13 protein-coding genes and 1 pseudogene are annotated in these 13752 nt (G+C 66.5%); 10 read left to right on the top strand and 4 right to left on the bottom strand.

What is annotated here, in order from left to right:
* Positions 1-111: 111 nt before the first annotated feature.
* Together J2X50_RS21695 and J2X50_RS21690 are read right to left on the bottom strand one after the other, a co-directional pair.
* The gene (locus J2X50_RS21695; RefSeq protein WP_429097976.1) at positions 112-861 is read right to left on the bottom strand and encodes a crotonase/enoyl-CoA hydratase family protein; all 750 of its coding nucleotides are present in this window, start codon (positions 859-861) and stop codon (positions 112-114) included.
* A gap of 19 nt (positions 862-880) precedes the next feature.
* Positions 881-2659: an acyl-CoA dehydrogenase gene (locus J2X50_RS21690; protein WP_429097975.1), complete on the bottom strand. Its 1779-nt coding sequence runs from the start codon at positions 2657-2659 to the stop codon at positions 881-883.
* A gap of 166 nt (positions 2660-2825) precedes the next feature.
* Here J2X50_RS21690 and J2X50_RS21685 point away from each other — a divergent pair.
* Positions 2826-3041: pseudogene (locus tag J2X50_RS21685) on the top strand (hypothetical protein); the annotation flags it as partial.
* 75 nt (positions 3042-3116) lie between these two features.
* Complete coding sequence (locus J2X50_RS21680) at positions 3117-4322, top strand: glycoside hydrolase family 25 protein (RefSeq protein ID WP_429097978.1); 1206 nt, start codon at positions 3117-3119, stop codon at positions 4320-4322.
* On the opposite strand, the gene purD is transcribed toward J2X50_RS21680, so the two are convergent.
* On the bottom strand, positions 4319-5593 hold the full coding sequence (purD, locus tag J2X50_RS21675) for a phosphoribosylamine--glycine ligase (RefSeq protein WP_429097974.1): 1275 nt from the start codon (positions 5591-5593) through the stop codon (positions 4319-4321). The two genes, J2X50_RS21680 and purD, sit on opposite strands and share 4 nt — an antisense overlap.
* Before the next feature lie 166 nt (positions 5594-5759).
* Between purD and aroC the strand changes: the two genes are divergently transcribed.
* The 3 genes from aroC to J2X50_RS21660 all read left to right on the top strand — a co-directional run bounded on the left by aroC (position 5760) and on the right by J2X50_RS21660 (position 9124).
* The gene (gene aroC / locus J2X50_RS21670; RefSeq protein WP_429097973.1) at positions 5760-6860 is read left to right on the top strand and encodes a chorismate synthase; all 1101 of its coding nucleotides are present in this window, start codon (positions 5760-5762) and stop codon (positions 6858-6860) included.
* Positions 6861-6953: 93 nt separating this feature from the next.
* Entirely contained in the window at positions 6954-8051 is a 1098-nt protein-coding gene (gene ribB, locus J2X50_RS21665; RefSeq protein ID WP_429097972.1) for a 3,4-dihydroxy-2-butanone-4-phosphate synthase, read from the top strand.
* Positions 8052-8140: 89 nt separating this feature from the next.
* Positions 8141-9124 carry a hypothetical protein gene (locus J2X50_RS21660; RefSeq protein WP_429097971.1) on the top strand — a complete coding sequence of 328 codons (984 nt, stop codon included), beginning with the start codon at positions 8141-8143 and terminating at the stop codon, positions 9122-9124.
* 56 nt (positions 9125-9180) lie between these two features.
* Here the strand turns inward: J2X50_RS21660 and J2X50_RS21655 are convergent, their stop codons facing one another.
* Positions 9181-10389: an MFS transporter gene (locus J2X50_RS21655; RefSeq protein WP_429097970.1), complete on the bottom strand. Its 1209-nt coding sequence runs from the start codon at positions 10387-10389 to the stop codon at positions 9181-9183.
* 122 nt (positions 10390-10511) lie between these two features.
* Here J2X50_RS21655 and J2X50_RS21650 point away from each other — a divergent pair, with 122 nt between their 5' ends.
* The 5 genes from J2X50_RS21650 (at position 10512) to J2X50_RS21630 (ending at position 13693) form a co-directional block, all read left to right on the top strand.
* Positions 10512-11117, top strand: a complete 606-nt coding sequence (locus J2X50_RS21650; protein WP_429097969.1) for a TetR/AcrR family transcriptional regulator — start codon at positions 10512-10514, stop codon at positions 11115-11117.
* 73 nt (positions 11118-11190) lie between these two features.
* Entirely contained in the window at positions 11191-12117 is a 927-nt protein-coding gene (locus tag J2X50_RS21645; RefSeq protein WP_429097968.1) for a histone deacetylase family protein, read from the top strand.
* A gap of 3 nt (positions 12118-12120) precedes the next feature.
* A complete protein-coding gene (locus tag J2X50_RS21640; protein ID WP_018426797.1) occupies positions 12121-12372 on the top strand; it encodes an exodeoxyribonuclease VII small subunit in 252 nt (83 codons plus the stop codon).
* 83 nt (positions 12373-12455) lie between these two features.
* Positions 12456-12722: a DUF2277 domain-containing protein gene (locus tag J2X50_RS21635; RefSeq protein ID WP_347964689.1), complete on the top strand. Its 267-nt coding sequence runs from the start codon at positions 12456-12458 to the stop codon at positions 12720-12722.
* 50 nt (positions 12723-12772) lie between these two features.
* Positions 12773-13693, top strand: a complete 921-nt coding sequence (locus J2X50_RS21630) for a pirin family protein (protein WP_429097967.1) — start codon at positions 12773-12775, stop codon at positions 13691-13693.
* Positions 13694-13752 lie beyond the last annotated feature (59 nt).

The following is a 13752-nucleotide window of genomic DNA, read 5'->3' as shown; positions in this document are numbered from 1 at the left end:
CAAAGTCCCCATCAGCCATCGCATCAAGAAATGCGCCTGGAATGACGACTATCTAATCCAGGCGCTGACCCATATGCGATAGCCCTGCCCCACAAAGGGAGGGCAGCGCGCCTATTTCTTCCGTGACATGAAGGCCATGAGCGCCGCCCGCGCCTCGTCGGACTTGAGGCGAGCGCGGAAATGCTCGCCCTCTTCCTTGATGCGTGCCACCAGTTCCGCAGGGTCGCCGCGCATCAGGTCGCGCGCGATCTTCAGCGCCTGCGGCGGCTTGGCGGCGATCTCGCGGGCAGCGGAGAGCGTGGCGGCCTCGAGCTCGCCTTCTGCGACGACCTTGTAGATCAGCCCGCTCGCCAGCGCGCGCTCGGCCGAAAAGCCCTCGCCGAGGCCGAGCAGGGCAAAGGTGCCCTGGCGGCCGAGAATGCGCGGCGCAAGCAGGCTGGATCCGGCTTCCGGCACGAGGCCGAGATCGACGAAGGGCGTGCGGAAGACCGTTCGCGGCGTGGCGAAGGTCAGGTCGCAATGCAGGTTGATGGTGGTGCCGATGCCGACGGCGATGCCGTCGACGCCCGACACGATGGGCTTTGCGACCAGCGCGAGCGCGGCGAGGAAATCCCACACCTCGGTGCCGCCGTCGCCGCCGGTGGCGATCGCCATGAAGTCGGCGAGGTCGTTGCCGGCCGAGAACGCGCCCGGCACGCCGAGGAAGACATGGACCCGAACCGCGGGATCGGCGTCGCCCGTCTTCAGCGCCGCCGCCATCTCGGCATACATGGCGCGGGTGATGGCGTTCTTCTTGTCCGGACGGTTCATCCGGATGATCTGCACGGCGTCCTGCCGCTCGATGACAATGTGGTCGGTCACTTGTTCCCTCGTCCAGAATTCAAACCGCAAACAGGGCCTTGGCGGCCCCGGCGAGGCTTGCGGCACCCGTGGTGACGCGGTCCTTGAGCGCAGCCGTCTCGCCGAGCATGTTCTCGGCGAAGAAACGACAGAGCGCGATCCGCGCGGCGTCGCCCTCGGCCAGCGCCGCGCGCGCCAGATAGGCGCCGCCGGCGGCGAGCGCGAATAGCCGGAGATAGGGCGTGGCGCCGGCCAGCGCATCGTCCGTTCGGCCGTCCTCGAGCTGCCGCTGCAGGAAACGGGTGGTCTGCTGCAGGTCGTCGAGCGCCTGCTCCAGGCAGGTCGCGGTGCGGCCATAGTCCTCGCTGTTCAGCGCCGCGACCGCATTGGCCACCGCATCGAGCTCGCCGATATAATCGAAGACGTGGTCGCGATTGCCGAGCGGCAGCTTGCGGGTGACGAGGTCGATCGCCTGGATGCCGTTGGTGCCTTCGTAGATCGGCGCGATGCGGGCGTCGCGCAGCAGGCGTGCGGCACCCGTCTCCTCGATGAAGCCCATGCCGCCATGCACCTGAAGCCCAAGCGATGCCACGTCGACGCCGACATCGGTGGCGAAGGCCTTGGCGATCGGGGTGAGCAGATTGGCGCGGTCCTGCCAATAGGCTTTCGCATCGCCTTCCGACACACGTGCCATGTCGAGCGCGTGGGCGCAGGAATAGGCGATGGCGCGCGCCGTCTGGGTCAGCGCCTTCATGGTCAGGAGATTGCGCTGCACGTCGGGGTGATGGACGATCGGCGCCATGCCCTCGCCGCCGTAGGACGAGGCCTTGCCCTGGCGACGGTCGTTGGCATAGGCGAGCGCCTTCTGGAAGGCGGCTTCCGCCACCGCCACGCCCTGCATGCCGACCGAGAGCCGGGCATTGTTCATCATCGTGAACATGCAGGCGAGGCCCTTGTTCTCCTCGCCGATCAGCCAGCCGACGGCGCCGGGCGTACGGTCCTTGGCGAAGCCGTCGCCATAGATCATGGTGCAGGTCGGCGAGGCGTGGATGCCGAGCTTTTCCTCGATCCCCGAGCAGAACACGTCGTTGCGGGCGCCAAGCGTGCCGTCCGCGTTGGGCAGGAACTTCGGCACGAGGAACAGCGAGATGCCGCGGGTGCCGGCCGGTGCGTCGGGGAGCCGCGCCAGCACCAGATGCACGATGTTGTCGGTCAGGTCGTGCTCGCCATAGGTGATGAAGATCTTCTGGCCGAAGATGCGGTAGGTGCCGTCGCCCACGCGTTCGGCGCGGCTGCGCAGGGCGGCGAGGTCGGAACCGGCCTGCGGCTCGGTCAGGTTCATCGTGCCCATCCACTCGCCCGAGACGAGCTTTTCGAGATAGGTGGCCTTCAGTTCCTCCGAGGCATGCTTTTCCAGCGCCTCGATCGCCCCCATGGTCAGCGTCGGGCCGATGCCGAAGGCCATCGAGGCCGAGTTCCACATTTCGAGGGCGGCGACGGCGAGCATGATCGGCAGCCCCTGGCCGCCGAAATCCTCGGGGGCGTTGAGGCCGTTCCAGCCGCCTTCGATCCAATGCCGGTAGAGTTCCGTCCAGCCGGGCGGCATGGTCACCGCCGCGTCCTTGAGCCTCGCACCCACCTTGTCGCCGACCTCGTAGAGCGGCGCGACTTCCTCGGTGGCAAAGCGCCCCGCCTCGGAAAGGATGGCGTCGACCAGATCCTCGCCGAGATCGCCGAAGCGCCCGCCAGCCAGGGCCGCCTTCAGCCCGGCCACGTGCTTGAGCGCAAACCCTATCTCTTCCACCGGCGCGCGGTACATGACGCTTCCTCCTGCTGATGGGCACCGTGGCCGCAGGCCACCTGCACCGCACACTAAACGCCTTCGATCTCCGAGGGGAAGCTCCTTTTTACGTAAACGTCAAATTATAGGGCCGTGCTTGCACTAAAGTCGGGCGTTGCCAGAAGGGAGCAACAAAGAGGTTGCCATGCTCGCCCGTACCGATCCCTACAGCTGTATCGAATGCGGCCTGCCGTACCGTTAGGAAGGCTTCTGGTATCATGGCGGCAAGGTCGAGGACGGCGCCGCCTACTGGACCGATCGCGGCATATTGTGCTCGCCCAAATGCTCGCTGGCGCGTCATCGCAAGCGCCGGGCCGAAGGCAGCCTTCCGATGCAACCCGCTCCCGAGCCGTTCGAATTCGCGGCCCCGGGCCGGTTCAGTTGGCGGCCGCTTTCAACCCTAGGGCGGTGGTGCTTTATCAGCATTTCCTTAACCATGCGGGTTCAGGATCGATTACCGGTCACCGAGGGTCGCCTTTTGAGGGGATTGGCGTCTAAGCTACAGAGACTTGCGCTAACCGTGCTGCTCGCCGCGGGGACCTTCCACGGGACGGCGAAAGCCGCCGAGCAGGACTTCTCGGAACCCTGGAAGAAGGCCGACAGGGCGCTCGTCGTCGACGCTTACGAATACAATTCCATCGACTGGCAGAAGCTCTCCGGCGACAAGCGCATCATAGGCTTCATCAACAAGGGCTCCGACGGCCTGCCGCCGCCGTACGCCTGTTCGGGCACGGAAACCGAAATTCGGCTGTGCAAGGCACTGTGGAAGCGTCATGCCGTTGCGCGCGAGCTGTTCCACACCCGCAAGGTCGTCGCCAAGGCGCTTGGCCTCGAATGGGGCGCCTACCATCTCGGCCGTCCCGGCAATCCGATCGAACAGGCGCAGAACTTCCTCGATTTCGCCGAACCCGGCCCCGACGACCTGATGGCGCTCGATATCGAGGAAAACGACCCGGAGAAATGGATGTCGCTCGAGGACGCGGAGATCTTCGTGCGCTACATCTTCCAGCGCACCGGGCGCTATCCGATCCTCTACACCAACGGGGCGACCTCGCGGTACATCGCCGACAACCGCTATCGCTACCAGCTGCTGTCGCGGCTGCCGCTGTGGTACGCGCGCTACAAGCCGGAGATCGGCATTCATTTCCCGAAGGGCAACTGGCAGGGCTACACGCTGTGGCAGTTCTCGGCGCAGGCCAACTGCGGCGAGCGCCGCTGCCCCTATCGCGTCGCCGGCACGGGGAACGACATCGACGTCAACGTCGCCCCGATGGACGCGGACGCCCTGCGCAAGGCCTGGCCGTTCGGCCGGCTCATCGAGGCCACCGACGTGTTCGTGGCGAGCGTGCCGGTGCCGATTGCACGCGACGACGGCGTGAAGGGCGAGAGCCGGATCCGCTACGCTTCGGTCGCCTATCAGGTACGCCTCGACCTGCTTGCGAACGCTTTGCGCTCGAGCTGGAACAAGGCCGTGCTGGGCACGGTACCGGCCGTGAAGGCGCTCGGCAGCCGCTATGCCTATGGCATGGCCGAATATGCAGCCGTCAAGCTGGAGAGGCGCGAGCGGGCCGTCGCCTACCGCAGGGCCGATCTCGATCCGGTATCGACGGCCTCGACCGAACTCGACCGCGCCGCGCGCTAATCATTCTCGCGCTCGACCGCGCGCCAGCCGATGTCGCGGCGGCAGAAGCCTTCGGGCCAATCGATGAGGTCGACCGCCCGGTAGGCCTTCGCTTGCGCTTCACTGACGTTGCTGCCCGATGCGGTGACATTGAGCACGCGGCCGCCACTGGCGACCAGCTTGCCGTCCTTCAGCGCCGTGCCGGCGTGGAAGACCTGGGCGCCGGAGGCTTCGGCCTCGTCGATGCCCGAAATGGCAGAACCCTTTTCCGGCGTGCCGGGGTAACCCCGGGCGGCCATCACGACGGTCAGCGCGGCCTCGTCGCGCCAGCGCGCGGAGACGTGGCTCAGCTGGCCGTCGGCGGCGGCATTGAGCAGGACCAGAAGGTCCTCCTTCAGCCGCATCATCAAAACCTGGCATTCGGGATCGCCGAAGCGGGTGTTGTATTCGATGAGCTTCGGGCCGCTCTCGGTCAGCATCAGGCCGGCGAACAGCACGCCGGCGAATGGCGCGCCCATCTCGGCCATGCCGCGCATGGTCGGCTCGACGATCTCGCGCATGGTGCGCCCGACCGTCTCCGGGTCCATGACAGGCGCCGGCGAATAGGCGCCCATGCCGCCGGTGTTGGGGCCGACGTCGCCGTCGCCGACGCGCTTGTGGTCCTGCGCCGTGCCGAAGGGCAGCGCCGTCTTGCCGTCGCAGAGGCAGAAGAAGCTCGCCTCCTCGCCGGTCATGAATTCTTCCACGACGACCGATGCGCCGGCGCCGCCGAAGGCGCCCTCGAAGCAGGCGTCGACCGCCTCGACCGCCTCGTCGAGCGTCATCGCAACCGTCACGCCCTTGCCGGCGGCAAGGCCGTCGGCCTTGATGACGATCGGCGCGCCCATCTTCTCGACATAGGCGCGCGCGTCGGCCGCGTTGTCGAAACGGCCGTAAGCGGCGGTCGGAATGCCGTAGCGGGCGCAGAGATCCTTGGTGAAGCCCTTGGAGCCTTCGAGCTGGGCGGCGGCCTTCGACGGGCCGAAGACGCGGATGCCCTGGGCGCGCAGATCGTCGCCGATGCCGGCGACCAGCGGCCCCTCGGGGCCGACGACGACGAGGTCGATGGCTTTCTCCTTGCAGAACGCGGCCACCGCGGAATGGTCGGCGACGTCGAGCGCCACCAACTCGGCCTCTTGCGCGACACCGGGATTGCCCGGCGCCGCATAGAGCCTGGTCAGCATCGGCGACGCGGCGAGCTTCCAGGCCAGTGCGTGCTCGCGACCGCCGGAACCGATAAGGAGGACATTCATGCGGCAATTCCCCGTCCTGCAAGAGCCGCCCCTCCGCTATGGCCGATGATGCCGCGGGTCAAGGCTTGGCGGTCGCTTTTTGGGGAGGCGCCAGTCGCGCAAATCAGCAATTTCACTTTTCGAGGGCATGCGCTAGAAGGCGGCGGTATCCCGGAAAGGCCTGTCCATGTCGCACAACACTTTCGGCCATCTGTTCCGCGTCACCACCTGGGGCGAAAGCCACGGGCCGGCGCTTGGCTGCGTGGTCGACGGCTGCCCGCCCGGCATCCGCTTCACGCTGAAGGACATCCAGGACGAGCTCGACAAGCGCAAGCCGGGCCAGTCGCGCTTCGTCACCCAGCGGCGCGAGCCCGACGAGGTCAAGATGCTCTCGGGCGTCATCCTGGACGAGGACGGCGAGACGCTGATTTCGACGGGCACGCCGATCTCGATGATGATCGAGAACGTCGACCAGCGCTCCAAGGATTATGGCGAGATCGCCAGGCAGTATCGCCCCGGCCATGCCGACTACACCTATGACGTCAAATACGGCCTGCGCGACCATCGCGGCGGCGGCCGCTCCTCGGCGCGCGAGACCGCTGCCCGCGTTGCGGCAGGTGCCATTGCCCGCAAGGTCGTGCCGGGCCTGGTGGTGCGCGGCGCCCTGGTGTCGATGGGCACCAAGTCGATCGACCGCGCCAACTGGGACTGGGATTTCATCGGCGATGCCGAGAACCCGTTCTTCACGCCCGACCGCGCCTCGGTGCCGGTGTTCGCCGAATATCTCGACGGAATCCGCAAGGCGGGTTCGTCGGTCGGCGCCGTCATCGAGATCGTCGCCGAGGGCGTGCCGGCGGGGCTGGGCGCGCCGATCTACGGCAAGCTCGACCAGGACATCGCCTCGAACCTGATGTCGATCAACGCCGTCAAGGGCGTCGAGATCGGCAATGGCTTCGAGGCCGCGCGCATCACCGGCGAGGAGAATGCCGACGAGATGCGCATCGGCAATGACGGACAGCCCAAGTTCCTGTCCAACCATGCCGGCGGTATACTGGGCGGAATCTCGACCGGGCAGGCGGTGATCGCGCGTTTCGCGGTCAAGCCGACCTCGTCGATCCTGACGCCGCGCAAGTCGATCGACAAGGACGGCAAGGAGGTCGACGTCATGACCAAGGGCAGGCACGACCCCTGCGTCGGCATCCGCGCGGTGCCGATCGGCGAGGCCATGGTTGCCTGCGCCATTGCCGACCACTATCTGCGCCATCGAGGACAGACCGGACGGGGCTAGGGGAGTAGGGGAGTAAGGGAATAGGGCCGGATAGAAAATCCCCTACTTCCCTATTCACCTACTACCCTACTCCCCTCGTACAAGAGGAACGCCATGCCATACGACCAGAAGAAAGTAGTCGAAGCGCTGAGGGCCTTCGAGCGCGGTGAGATCGTGGTCGTGATGGACGACGACGGCCGCGAGAACGAGGGCGACCTGATCGTCGCCGCCGTCCACTGCACGCCCGAGAAGATGGCCTTCATCGTGCGCCACACCTCCGGCATCGTCTGCACGCCGATGCTGAAGGAAGATGCCCGCCGGCTGAACCTCGCGCCGATGGTGGCCGACAACGATTCCGCCCACACCACCGCCTTCACCGTCAGCGTCGACTTCAAGCACGGCACCACCACCGGCATCTCGGCCGAGGACCGCACGCTGACCGTGCGCAACCTCGCCAATCCCAACGTCGGCGGCGCGGATTTCGTCCGTCCGGGCCACATCTTCCCGCTTATCGCCCGCGAGGGCGGGGTGCTGATGCGCTCGGGCCATACCGAGGCCGCGGTCGACCTGTGCAAGCTCGCCGGGCTGCCGCCGGTCGGCGTGATCTCCGAACTGATGAACGACGACGGCACGGTGATGCGCGGCCCGCAGGTGGCGGCCTTCGCCGAGAAGAACGGGCTGAAGCAGGTGTCGGTCGCCGACCTGATCGCCTATCGCCAGCGCCAGGAGACGCTGATCGAGCGCGTCGACAGCTTCGACATCGACACGCCGGCGGGCAAGGCCAAGGCCATCACCTACACGCTGCCCTGGGACGTGATGCAGCACCTCGCCATCGTCTTCGGCGACATCCGCGACGGCGAGGACGTGCCGGTGCGGCTGCACACCGAGGACGTGGTGACCGACGTGTTCGGCACCAGCAACCGGCTGGCCGACATCATGAAGACCTTCGGCGAGTGCAACCGCGGCGTCATCGTCTATCTGCGCGAAGGCTCGGTGGGCGTGTCCAATCTCGGCCGCAACCGGCCCTCGGCCGAGCGCGAGGACCACGAGGAAGCGCGGCGCCGCGAGGACGAGTGGCGCCAGATCGGCCTGGGCGCACAGATCCTGAAGGACCTCGGCATCTCGTCGATCAACCTGGTCTCGTCGCGCGAGCGCCACTATGTCGGCCTCGAAGGCTTCGGCATCCGCATCGCCAAGACTGAAATCCGCTAGCCGGGAGCCGAGAGCCCGGGGCCGACGCGGCGATTGACTTCCGCCCGCGTCGGCGCATTCTCGTGCCGTCTCCTGGGGGCGAGTCGGCTATGTGGGATTTCGACGTCGGCAAGAGCCTGTCGATCATGGCGCGTACGTGGCCTTTCATCGTGCTGCGCATGGTCGTCTATTTCGGCATCACGCTCGCCTACATCGTGGCCACGGGCGCGGGCGCCGGCGTCGGCTACGGCGTCGGCCAAATCGCCTCCGACCCCGACGGGCCGGTCTCGTTTGCGCTGTGGGGCGGCATCGCCGGCTTCGGCGTGGTCTCCGTCGCGGTCTACTGGGTGCGCGAGTATATCCTCTACCTGGTCAAGGCCGGCCACATCGCCGCCATGGTGCATCTGATCGACGGGCGCGAGATCCCGGGCGGCCAGAACCAGATCGTCTATGCCCGCGAGGTGGTCACCGAGCGCTTCGCCGAGGCCAGCATCCTGTTCGTGCTCGACCAACTGGTGAAGGGTGCGGTGCGCGCGATCACCGGGCTGATCGGCGGGATTGCGGCGTTCCTGCCCATCCCCGGCCTCGATGGGCTGGTCAGGTTCGTCAACACGGTGATCCGCATGTCGCTGACCTATGTCGACGAGATCATCCTCGGCTACAACATCCGCGTCGGCAGCAATTCGCCCTGGCAGACGGCGCGCCAGGGCGTCGTGCTCTATGCCCAGAACGGCAAGACCATGGTCAAGAACGCCGTCTGGCTCTCGCTTTTCGTCTGGGTGGTGTCGCTGCTGATCTTCCTGTTCATGCTGGCCCCTGCCGGGGCCATCCTCTACTTCATGCCCGGCCAGCTCGCCGGCTGGGCCTTCGTGCTGGCGATCGTCTTCGCCTGGGCCTTCAAGGCGGCGTTCATCGAGCCCTTCGCCGTGGCGTCGCTGATGCAGGTCTACTTCCGGGTCATCGAGGGCCAGGTGCCCAATCCGGAATGGGACCGGAAGCTCGAGGAAGCTTCGTCCAAGTTCCGCGAACTCAAGGAAAAGGCCTTCGGCTCGGGCGAGGCCTCGCGCTGGGACGGCACGCCGCGCCGCGTCTGAAGCAGTGCGTGTGGCCGGCAATGCCCGTTCGAGGCGCGGCCGGCCGCCGCTTCCGTCTATTCCGCGGCCACCGGTGACGGCGCGCGGACGCCGCGATGCAGTTTTCCCTGGCCGACGAAGGTGATGAGCAGGGCGACGAAGCCGGCGGCAAGCGAGATCATGAAGCCGCTGGTCGGGCCGAGCACGTCGATGAACCAGCCGGAGGCCGACGAGCCCGCTGCCATGCCGATGCTGATGCCGGTGATCGCCCAGGTCATGCCTTCGGTCAGCTTCGCCGACGGCACGAGTTTCTCCACCAGCGCCATCGACAGGATGATGGTCGGCGACACGGCCAGGCCGGCAAAGAAGAACACGACGGCGAGCGTGGTGATGTCGGAGACCATCATCAGCGGCAGGGTCGTCAGCGCCGCGAGCGCGATCGCCATCAGCAACTGCCGGGCGAGCGGCATCCGAATCTTGAGCGCGCCGAAGGCGAGGCCAGCGACCAGCGAGCCCGCGGCATAGGCCGACAGCGCGAAGCCGGCGGCGGCCTTGTTGCCCTGGCCCTCGGCGAAGGCCACCGCCGTCACCTCGGCGGTGCCGAAGATCGCGCCGATGGCGATGAGCGTCAGCACGATGACCTGCAGCGAGCCGAGCCGGATCACCGAGGCGCCGTCGCTCCTGTTGCGCGCATGGACGGGCGGCTCGGTCGCCTTCTGCGCCGCAAACAGTATGTTGCCGATGGCGAGCAGGACGGTTGCGACCAGCGGACCCGCCTCGGGGAAGACGCCGACGCTGAGCCCGATGGCCACGATCGGGCCGGTCATGAAGATGACCTCGTCGACCACCGATTCGAAGGCGAACGCCGTGTGCAGCTTGGGCGTGCCGCTATAGAGCGCGGTCCAGCGCGCCCGTACCATCGCGCTCATGCTCGGCATGGCGCCGGCAAGCACCGCGAAGGCGAACAGCATCCAGTTCGGCGCGCCATAGCGGGTGGCCAGAATGAGCCCGCTCAAGGCGACGACGGTCAAGAGCGTGCCGGGGATGATGATCCTGCGTTGGCCGAAGCGGTCGACCAGCCGCGAAACCTGCGGTGCGATGAGGGCGTTGGAGAAGGCGAAGGTCGCAGCCACCGCACCGGCGAGCCAATACTCGCCATGGGTTTCGGAAAGCATGGTGACGATGCCGAGCGTGATCATCGACAGCGGCAGGCGGGCGATGAAACCTGCTGCCGAAAAGGCCTTCGCGCCAGGCGTGGTGAAGATCTCGCCATAGGGGTTTGGCATGGGAATATCCTGGAATTTCCGCCGCATGGCACTTACATACGGCGCGTATGTGAGTTAGTTAGGGGCGCAGGCTGGAAATGTCAAATTCACATACATTGCGTATGTCATTTAAGGGTTTGCTGATGCACAAGCCGCGCAAGGAGATGATCGCCGAGACGCGCGCCAAGCTCACGGCCGCCGCGCGCCACGCGTTCGGCACGGTTGGCTACGCCGATGCGTCGATGGACGACTTCACCGCCGCGGCGGGGCTGACGCGCGGCGCGCTCTATCATCATTTCGGCGACAAGAAGGGGCTGCTGGAGGCGGTGATCCTGCAGATCGACGCCGAAATGTCGGAGCGGCTGTGGGCAGTTTCCGCCCGGGCGCAAGACCCCTGGCAGGGCTTCGTCGACGAATGCATCGCTTACCTCGAAATGGCGCTGGAGCCGGAAATACAGCGCATCGTGCTGCGCGACGGCCCCGCCGTGCTCGGCGATCCCTGGAACTGGCCGACCCAGAGCGCCTGCATCCGCGCGATGACCGAGGGCCTGCGCAGGCTGGTCGAGGACGGGACGCTGGTCGACATCGACCCCGAGGCCGCGGCGCGGCTGATCAACGGCGCCACCATCCATGCCGCCCAGTGGATCGCCAATGCCGACGATCCCGAGGCCGTGGCGCCGAGGGCAGTAAAGGCCACCAAGGCGATGCTCGAAGGCTTGCGCAGCGGGGACGGTGCGGCTGCCAGGTGAAGCCCGCCGATTTTCCCCAGGGCTTTGACACGTATTGCGTGGTCTGGCCGGTCATTGCTGATAGAGTGAGGCGATGACCACGCGGCTCTACACCCATCCGATCTATCTCGAACATCTGACGCCCGCCGGCCACCCCGAGCGGCCCGACCGGCTGCGCGCCATCCAGCGCGTGCTCGACGACGAGCCTTTCGAGGCGCTCGACCGCGTCGAGGCGCCGGAGGGCGACGAGCAGACGATTCTCTACGTCCATCCCGAGCTTTTCGTCGAAGGCATCCGCAGGAAGGTGCCGGAAGAGGGCATGGAGCGGATCGACGGCGACACGGTGCTGAGCCCGAAGAGCTGGCAGGCGGCGCTGACCGCCATCGGTGCCGCCAATGCGGCCGTCGACGACGTGTTCGCCGGCAAGGCCGACAACGTCTTCGTCGCCTCGCGTCCGCCGGGCCACCATGCCGAAAAGACCACGGCGATGGGCTTCTGCCTGTTCAACAACGCGGCCATTGCGGCGCGCCATGCCCAGAGGCGGCACGGCGCCGAGCGCGTCGCCATCGTCGACTGGGACGTGCACCACGGCAACGGCACGCAGGACATCTTCTGGAACGACCCGACGGTGCTCTATTGCTCGACGCACCAGATGCCGCTGTTTCCGGGCACCGGCGCCAGGAGCGAGACGGGCGTCGGCAACATCGTCAATGCGCCGCTGTCGCCCGACACCGGCAGCGACCATTTCCGCGAGGCCTTCCGCTCGCGCGTGCTGCCGGCGCTGGACAATTTCGCGCCCGACCTGATCATCATCTCGGCCGGATTCGACGCGCACCATCGCGATCCGCTGGCCGAGATCAACCTGACCGAAGCCGATTTCGACTGGGCGACGGGGCAATTGATGGACCGCGCCGCGCGGCATTCGTCGAACCGCCTCGTCAGCCTGCTCGAGGGCGGCTATGACCTGCAGGGGCTGGCCTTCTCGGTTGCCGCCCACGTTAAACGCCTGATGAAAGGATGAACCATGGCCGTCGAGCCCAATGACGAAATCAAGGCGATGAGCTTCGAGCAGGCGCTGGCCGCTCTGGAAAAGATCGTCGACGACCTCGAGCGCGGCGACGTGCCGCTCGACCAGTCGATCAAGATCTACGAGCGCGGCGAGGCACTGAAGGCGCATTGCGACCGGCTGCTGAAATCGGCCGAGGACAAGGTCGAGAAGATCCGCCTGTCGCGCGACGGCAAGCCCGTCGGCACGGAGCCGCTCGACGCCGAGTGACCGGCGGCGGAATGGCTTGACGTCGCGGTATGTTGCGCCCAGTTAAGGGGTGCCCATAGGTTGATGAAGCCCGGGAGCAGGCGATGTGCCGCAACATCAAGACACTGTTCAATTTCGAACCGCCGGCGACGCATGACGAAATCCGCGACGCGGCACTTCAGTTCGTCCGCAAGCTGAGCGGATCGACGAAGCCCTCGAAGAAGAACGAAGAGGCGTTCTTCCTCGCGGTGGACCGGATTGCCGACGCCGCGCACGAGATGCTGCATGCGATGGAAACGCACCAGCATCCCCGCAATCGCGAGGAGGAGGCAGCCAAGGCGAAGGCGCGCTCGGCGCTGCGGTTCGCCTGAGTGGACCGGCTCCGGCGACAACCACGCTTCAACCAGCTCAGGATGAGATCATGAGTTTCTTCCCAGCCGAAGACCCGACACCGGGCGATGCCTTCTCCTGCGACCAGATCGAACTGATGGTCGTGCCCAACGCCAAGGACATAGACGGCTTCCAGGTTCGCCGCGCGCTGCCGACGGCCAGGCGCCGGCTGGTCGGGCCGTTCATCTTCTTCGACCGCATGGGCCCGGCGATCCTCAGGGCGGGACATGCGTTGGACGTGCGTCCGCATCCGCATATCGGCCTCGCAACCGTCACCTATCTGTTCGACGGCAAGATCAGGCACCGCGATTCGCTCGGCACCGAGATGGTGATCGCGCCGGGCGACGTGAACCTGATGACCGCCGGCCGCGGCATCGTGCACTCCGAGCGTACGCCGGAGGAGCTGCGCGGCGCGCCGATGTCGATCTCGGGCCTGCAGACCTGGCTGGCGCTGCCCGATGCCAGGGAGGAGATGGCGCCGCTGTTCGAGAACACGGCCGCCGCCGGGTTGCCGACATTCGACGGCGACGGCGCTTCCGGCCGCCTCATCATCGGCGAGTTCAAGGGCGTCAAGTCGCCGGTTCGCCAGGCCTCCGATACGCTCTATGCCGACATCCGGCTGGCCCCGGGGGCCAGGATCAAGATCCCGGCCGATGCCGAGGAGCGCGCGATCTACACCCTGGGCGGCGAGATCGACATTCTGGGCGATCGTTTCCCAATCGAGCGGCTGCTGGTGTTCCGCCCGGGCGACGAGATCGTGGTGTCGTCGGAGCGTGGCGCGCATTTCATGCTGTTTGGTGGGGCGTCGCTCGGGTCCAAGCGCTATATCTGGTGGAACTTCGTCTCTTCCTCCAGGGAGCGCATCGAGCAGGCCAAGAATGAATGGAAGACCGGCCGCTTCGATATCGTTCCAGGCGATGAGGAGGAGTTCATCCCGCTGCCTGAGGGGTGAGCGCGGTACCGCCACGCATTTACTTTCCAGGCCCGTCGCCGTATCTGCCGAAGTTCAAC

The organism is Aminobacter sp. BE322 (assembly GCF_050433525.1).
GTDB lineage: Bacteria > Pseudomonadota > Alphaproteobacteria > Rhizobiales > Rhizobiaceae > Aminobacter.
Note: the sequence above shows the minus strand (reverse complement) of the source record. Positions and strands in the feature narration are given on the sequence as shown.

What these genes read in the sequence shown, in the direction of transcription:
- J2X50_RS21690 (WP_429097975.1), bottom strand. Translation starts at nt 2,659, where the DNA reads ATGTACCGCGCGCCGGTGGAAGAGATAGGGTTTGCGCTCAAGCACGTG.
- J2X50_RS21680 (WP_429097978.1), top strand. Translation starts at nt 3,117, where the DNA reads ATGCGGGTTCAGGATCGATTACCGGTCACCGAGGGTCGCCTTTTGAGG.
- purD (WP_429097974.1), bottom strand. Translation starts at nt 5,593, where the DNA reads ATGAATGTCCTCCTTATCGGTTCCGGCGGTCGCGAGCACGCACTGGCC.
- aroC (WP_429097973.1), top strand. Translation starts at nt 5,760, where the DNA reads ATGTCGCACAACACTTTCGGCCATCTGTTCCGCGTCACCACCTGGGGC.
- ribB (WP_429097972.1), top strand. Translation starts at nt 6,954, where the DNA reads ATGCCATACGACCAGAAGAAAGTAGTCGAAGCGCTGAGGGCCTTCGAG.
- J2X50_RS21660 (WP_429097971.1), top strand. Translation starts at nt 8,141, where the DNA reads ATGTGGGATTTCGACGTCGGCAAGAGCCTGTCGATCATGGCGCGTACG.
- J2X50_RS21655 (WP_429097970.1), bottom strand. Translation starts at nt 10,389, where the DNA reads ATGCCAAACCCCTATGGCGAGATCTTCACCACGCCTGGCGCGAAGGCC.
- J2X50_RS21650 (WP_429097969.1), top strand. Translation starts at nt 10,512, where the DNA reads ATGCACAAGCCGCGCAAGGAGATGATCGCCGAGACGCGCGCCAAGCTC.
- J2X50_RS21645 (WP_429097968.1), top strand. Translation starts at nt 11,191, where the DNA reads ATGACCACGCGGCTCTACACCCATCCGATCTATCTCGAACATCTGACG.
- J2X50_RS21640 (WP_018426797.1), top strand. Translation starts at nt 12,121, where the DNA reads ATGGCCGTCGAGCCCAATGACGAAATCAAGGCGATGAGCTTCGAGCAG.
- J2X50_RS21635 (WP_347964689.1), top strand. Translation starts at nt 12,456, where the DNA reads ATGTGCCGCAACATCAAGACACTGTTCAATTTCGAACCGCCGGCGACG.
- J2X50_RS21630 (WP_429097967.1), top strand. Translation starts at nt 12,773, where the DNA reads ATGAGTTTCTTCCCAGCCGAAGACCCGACACCGGGCGATGCCTTCTCC.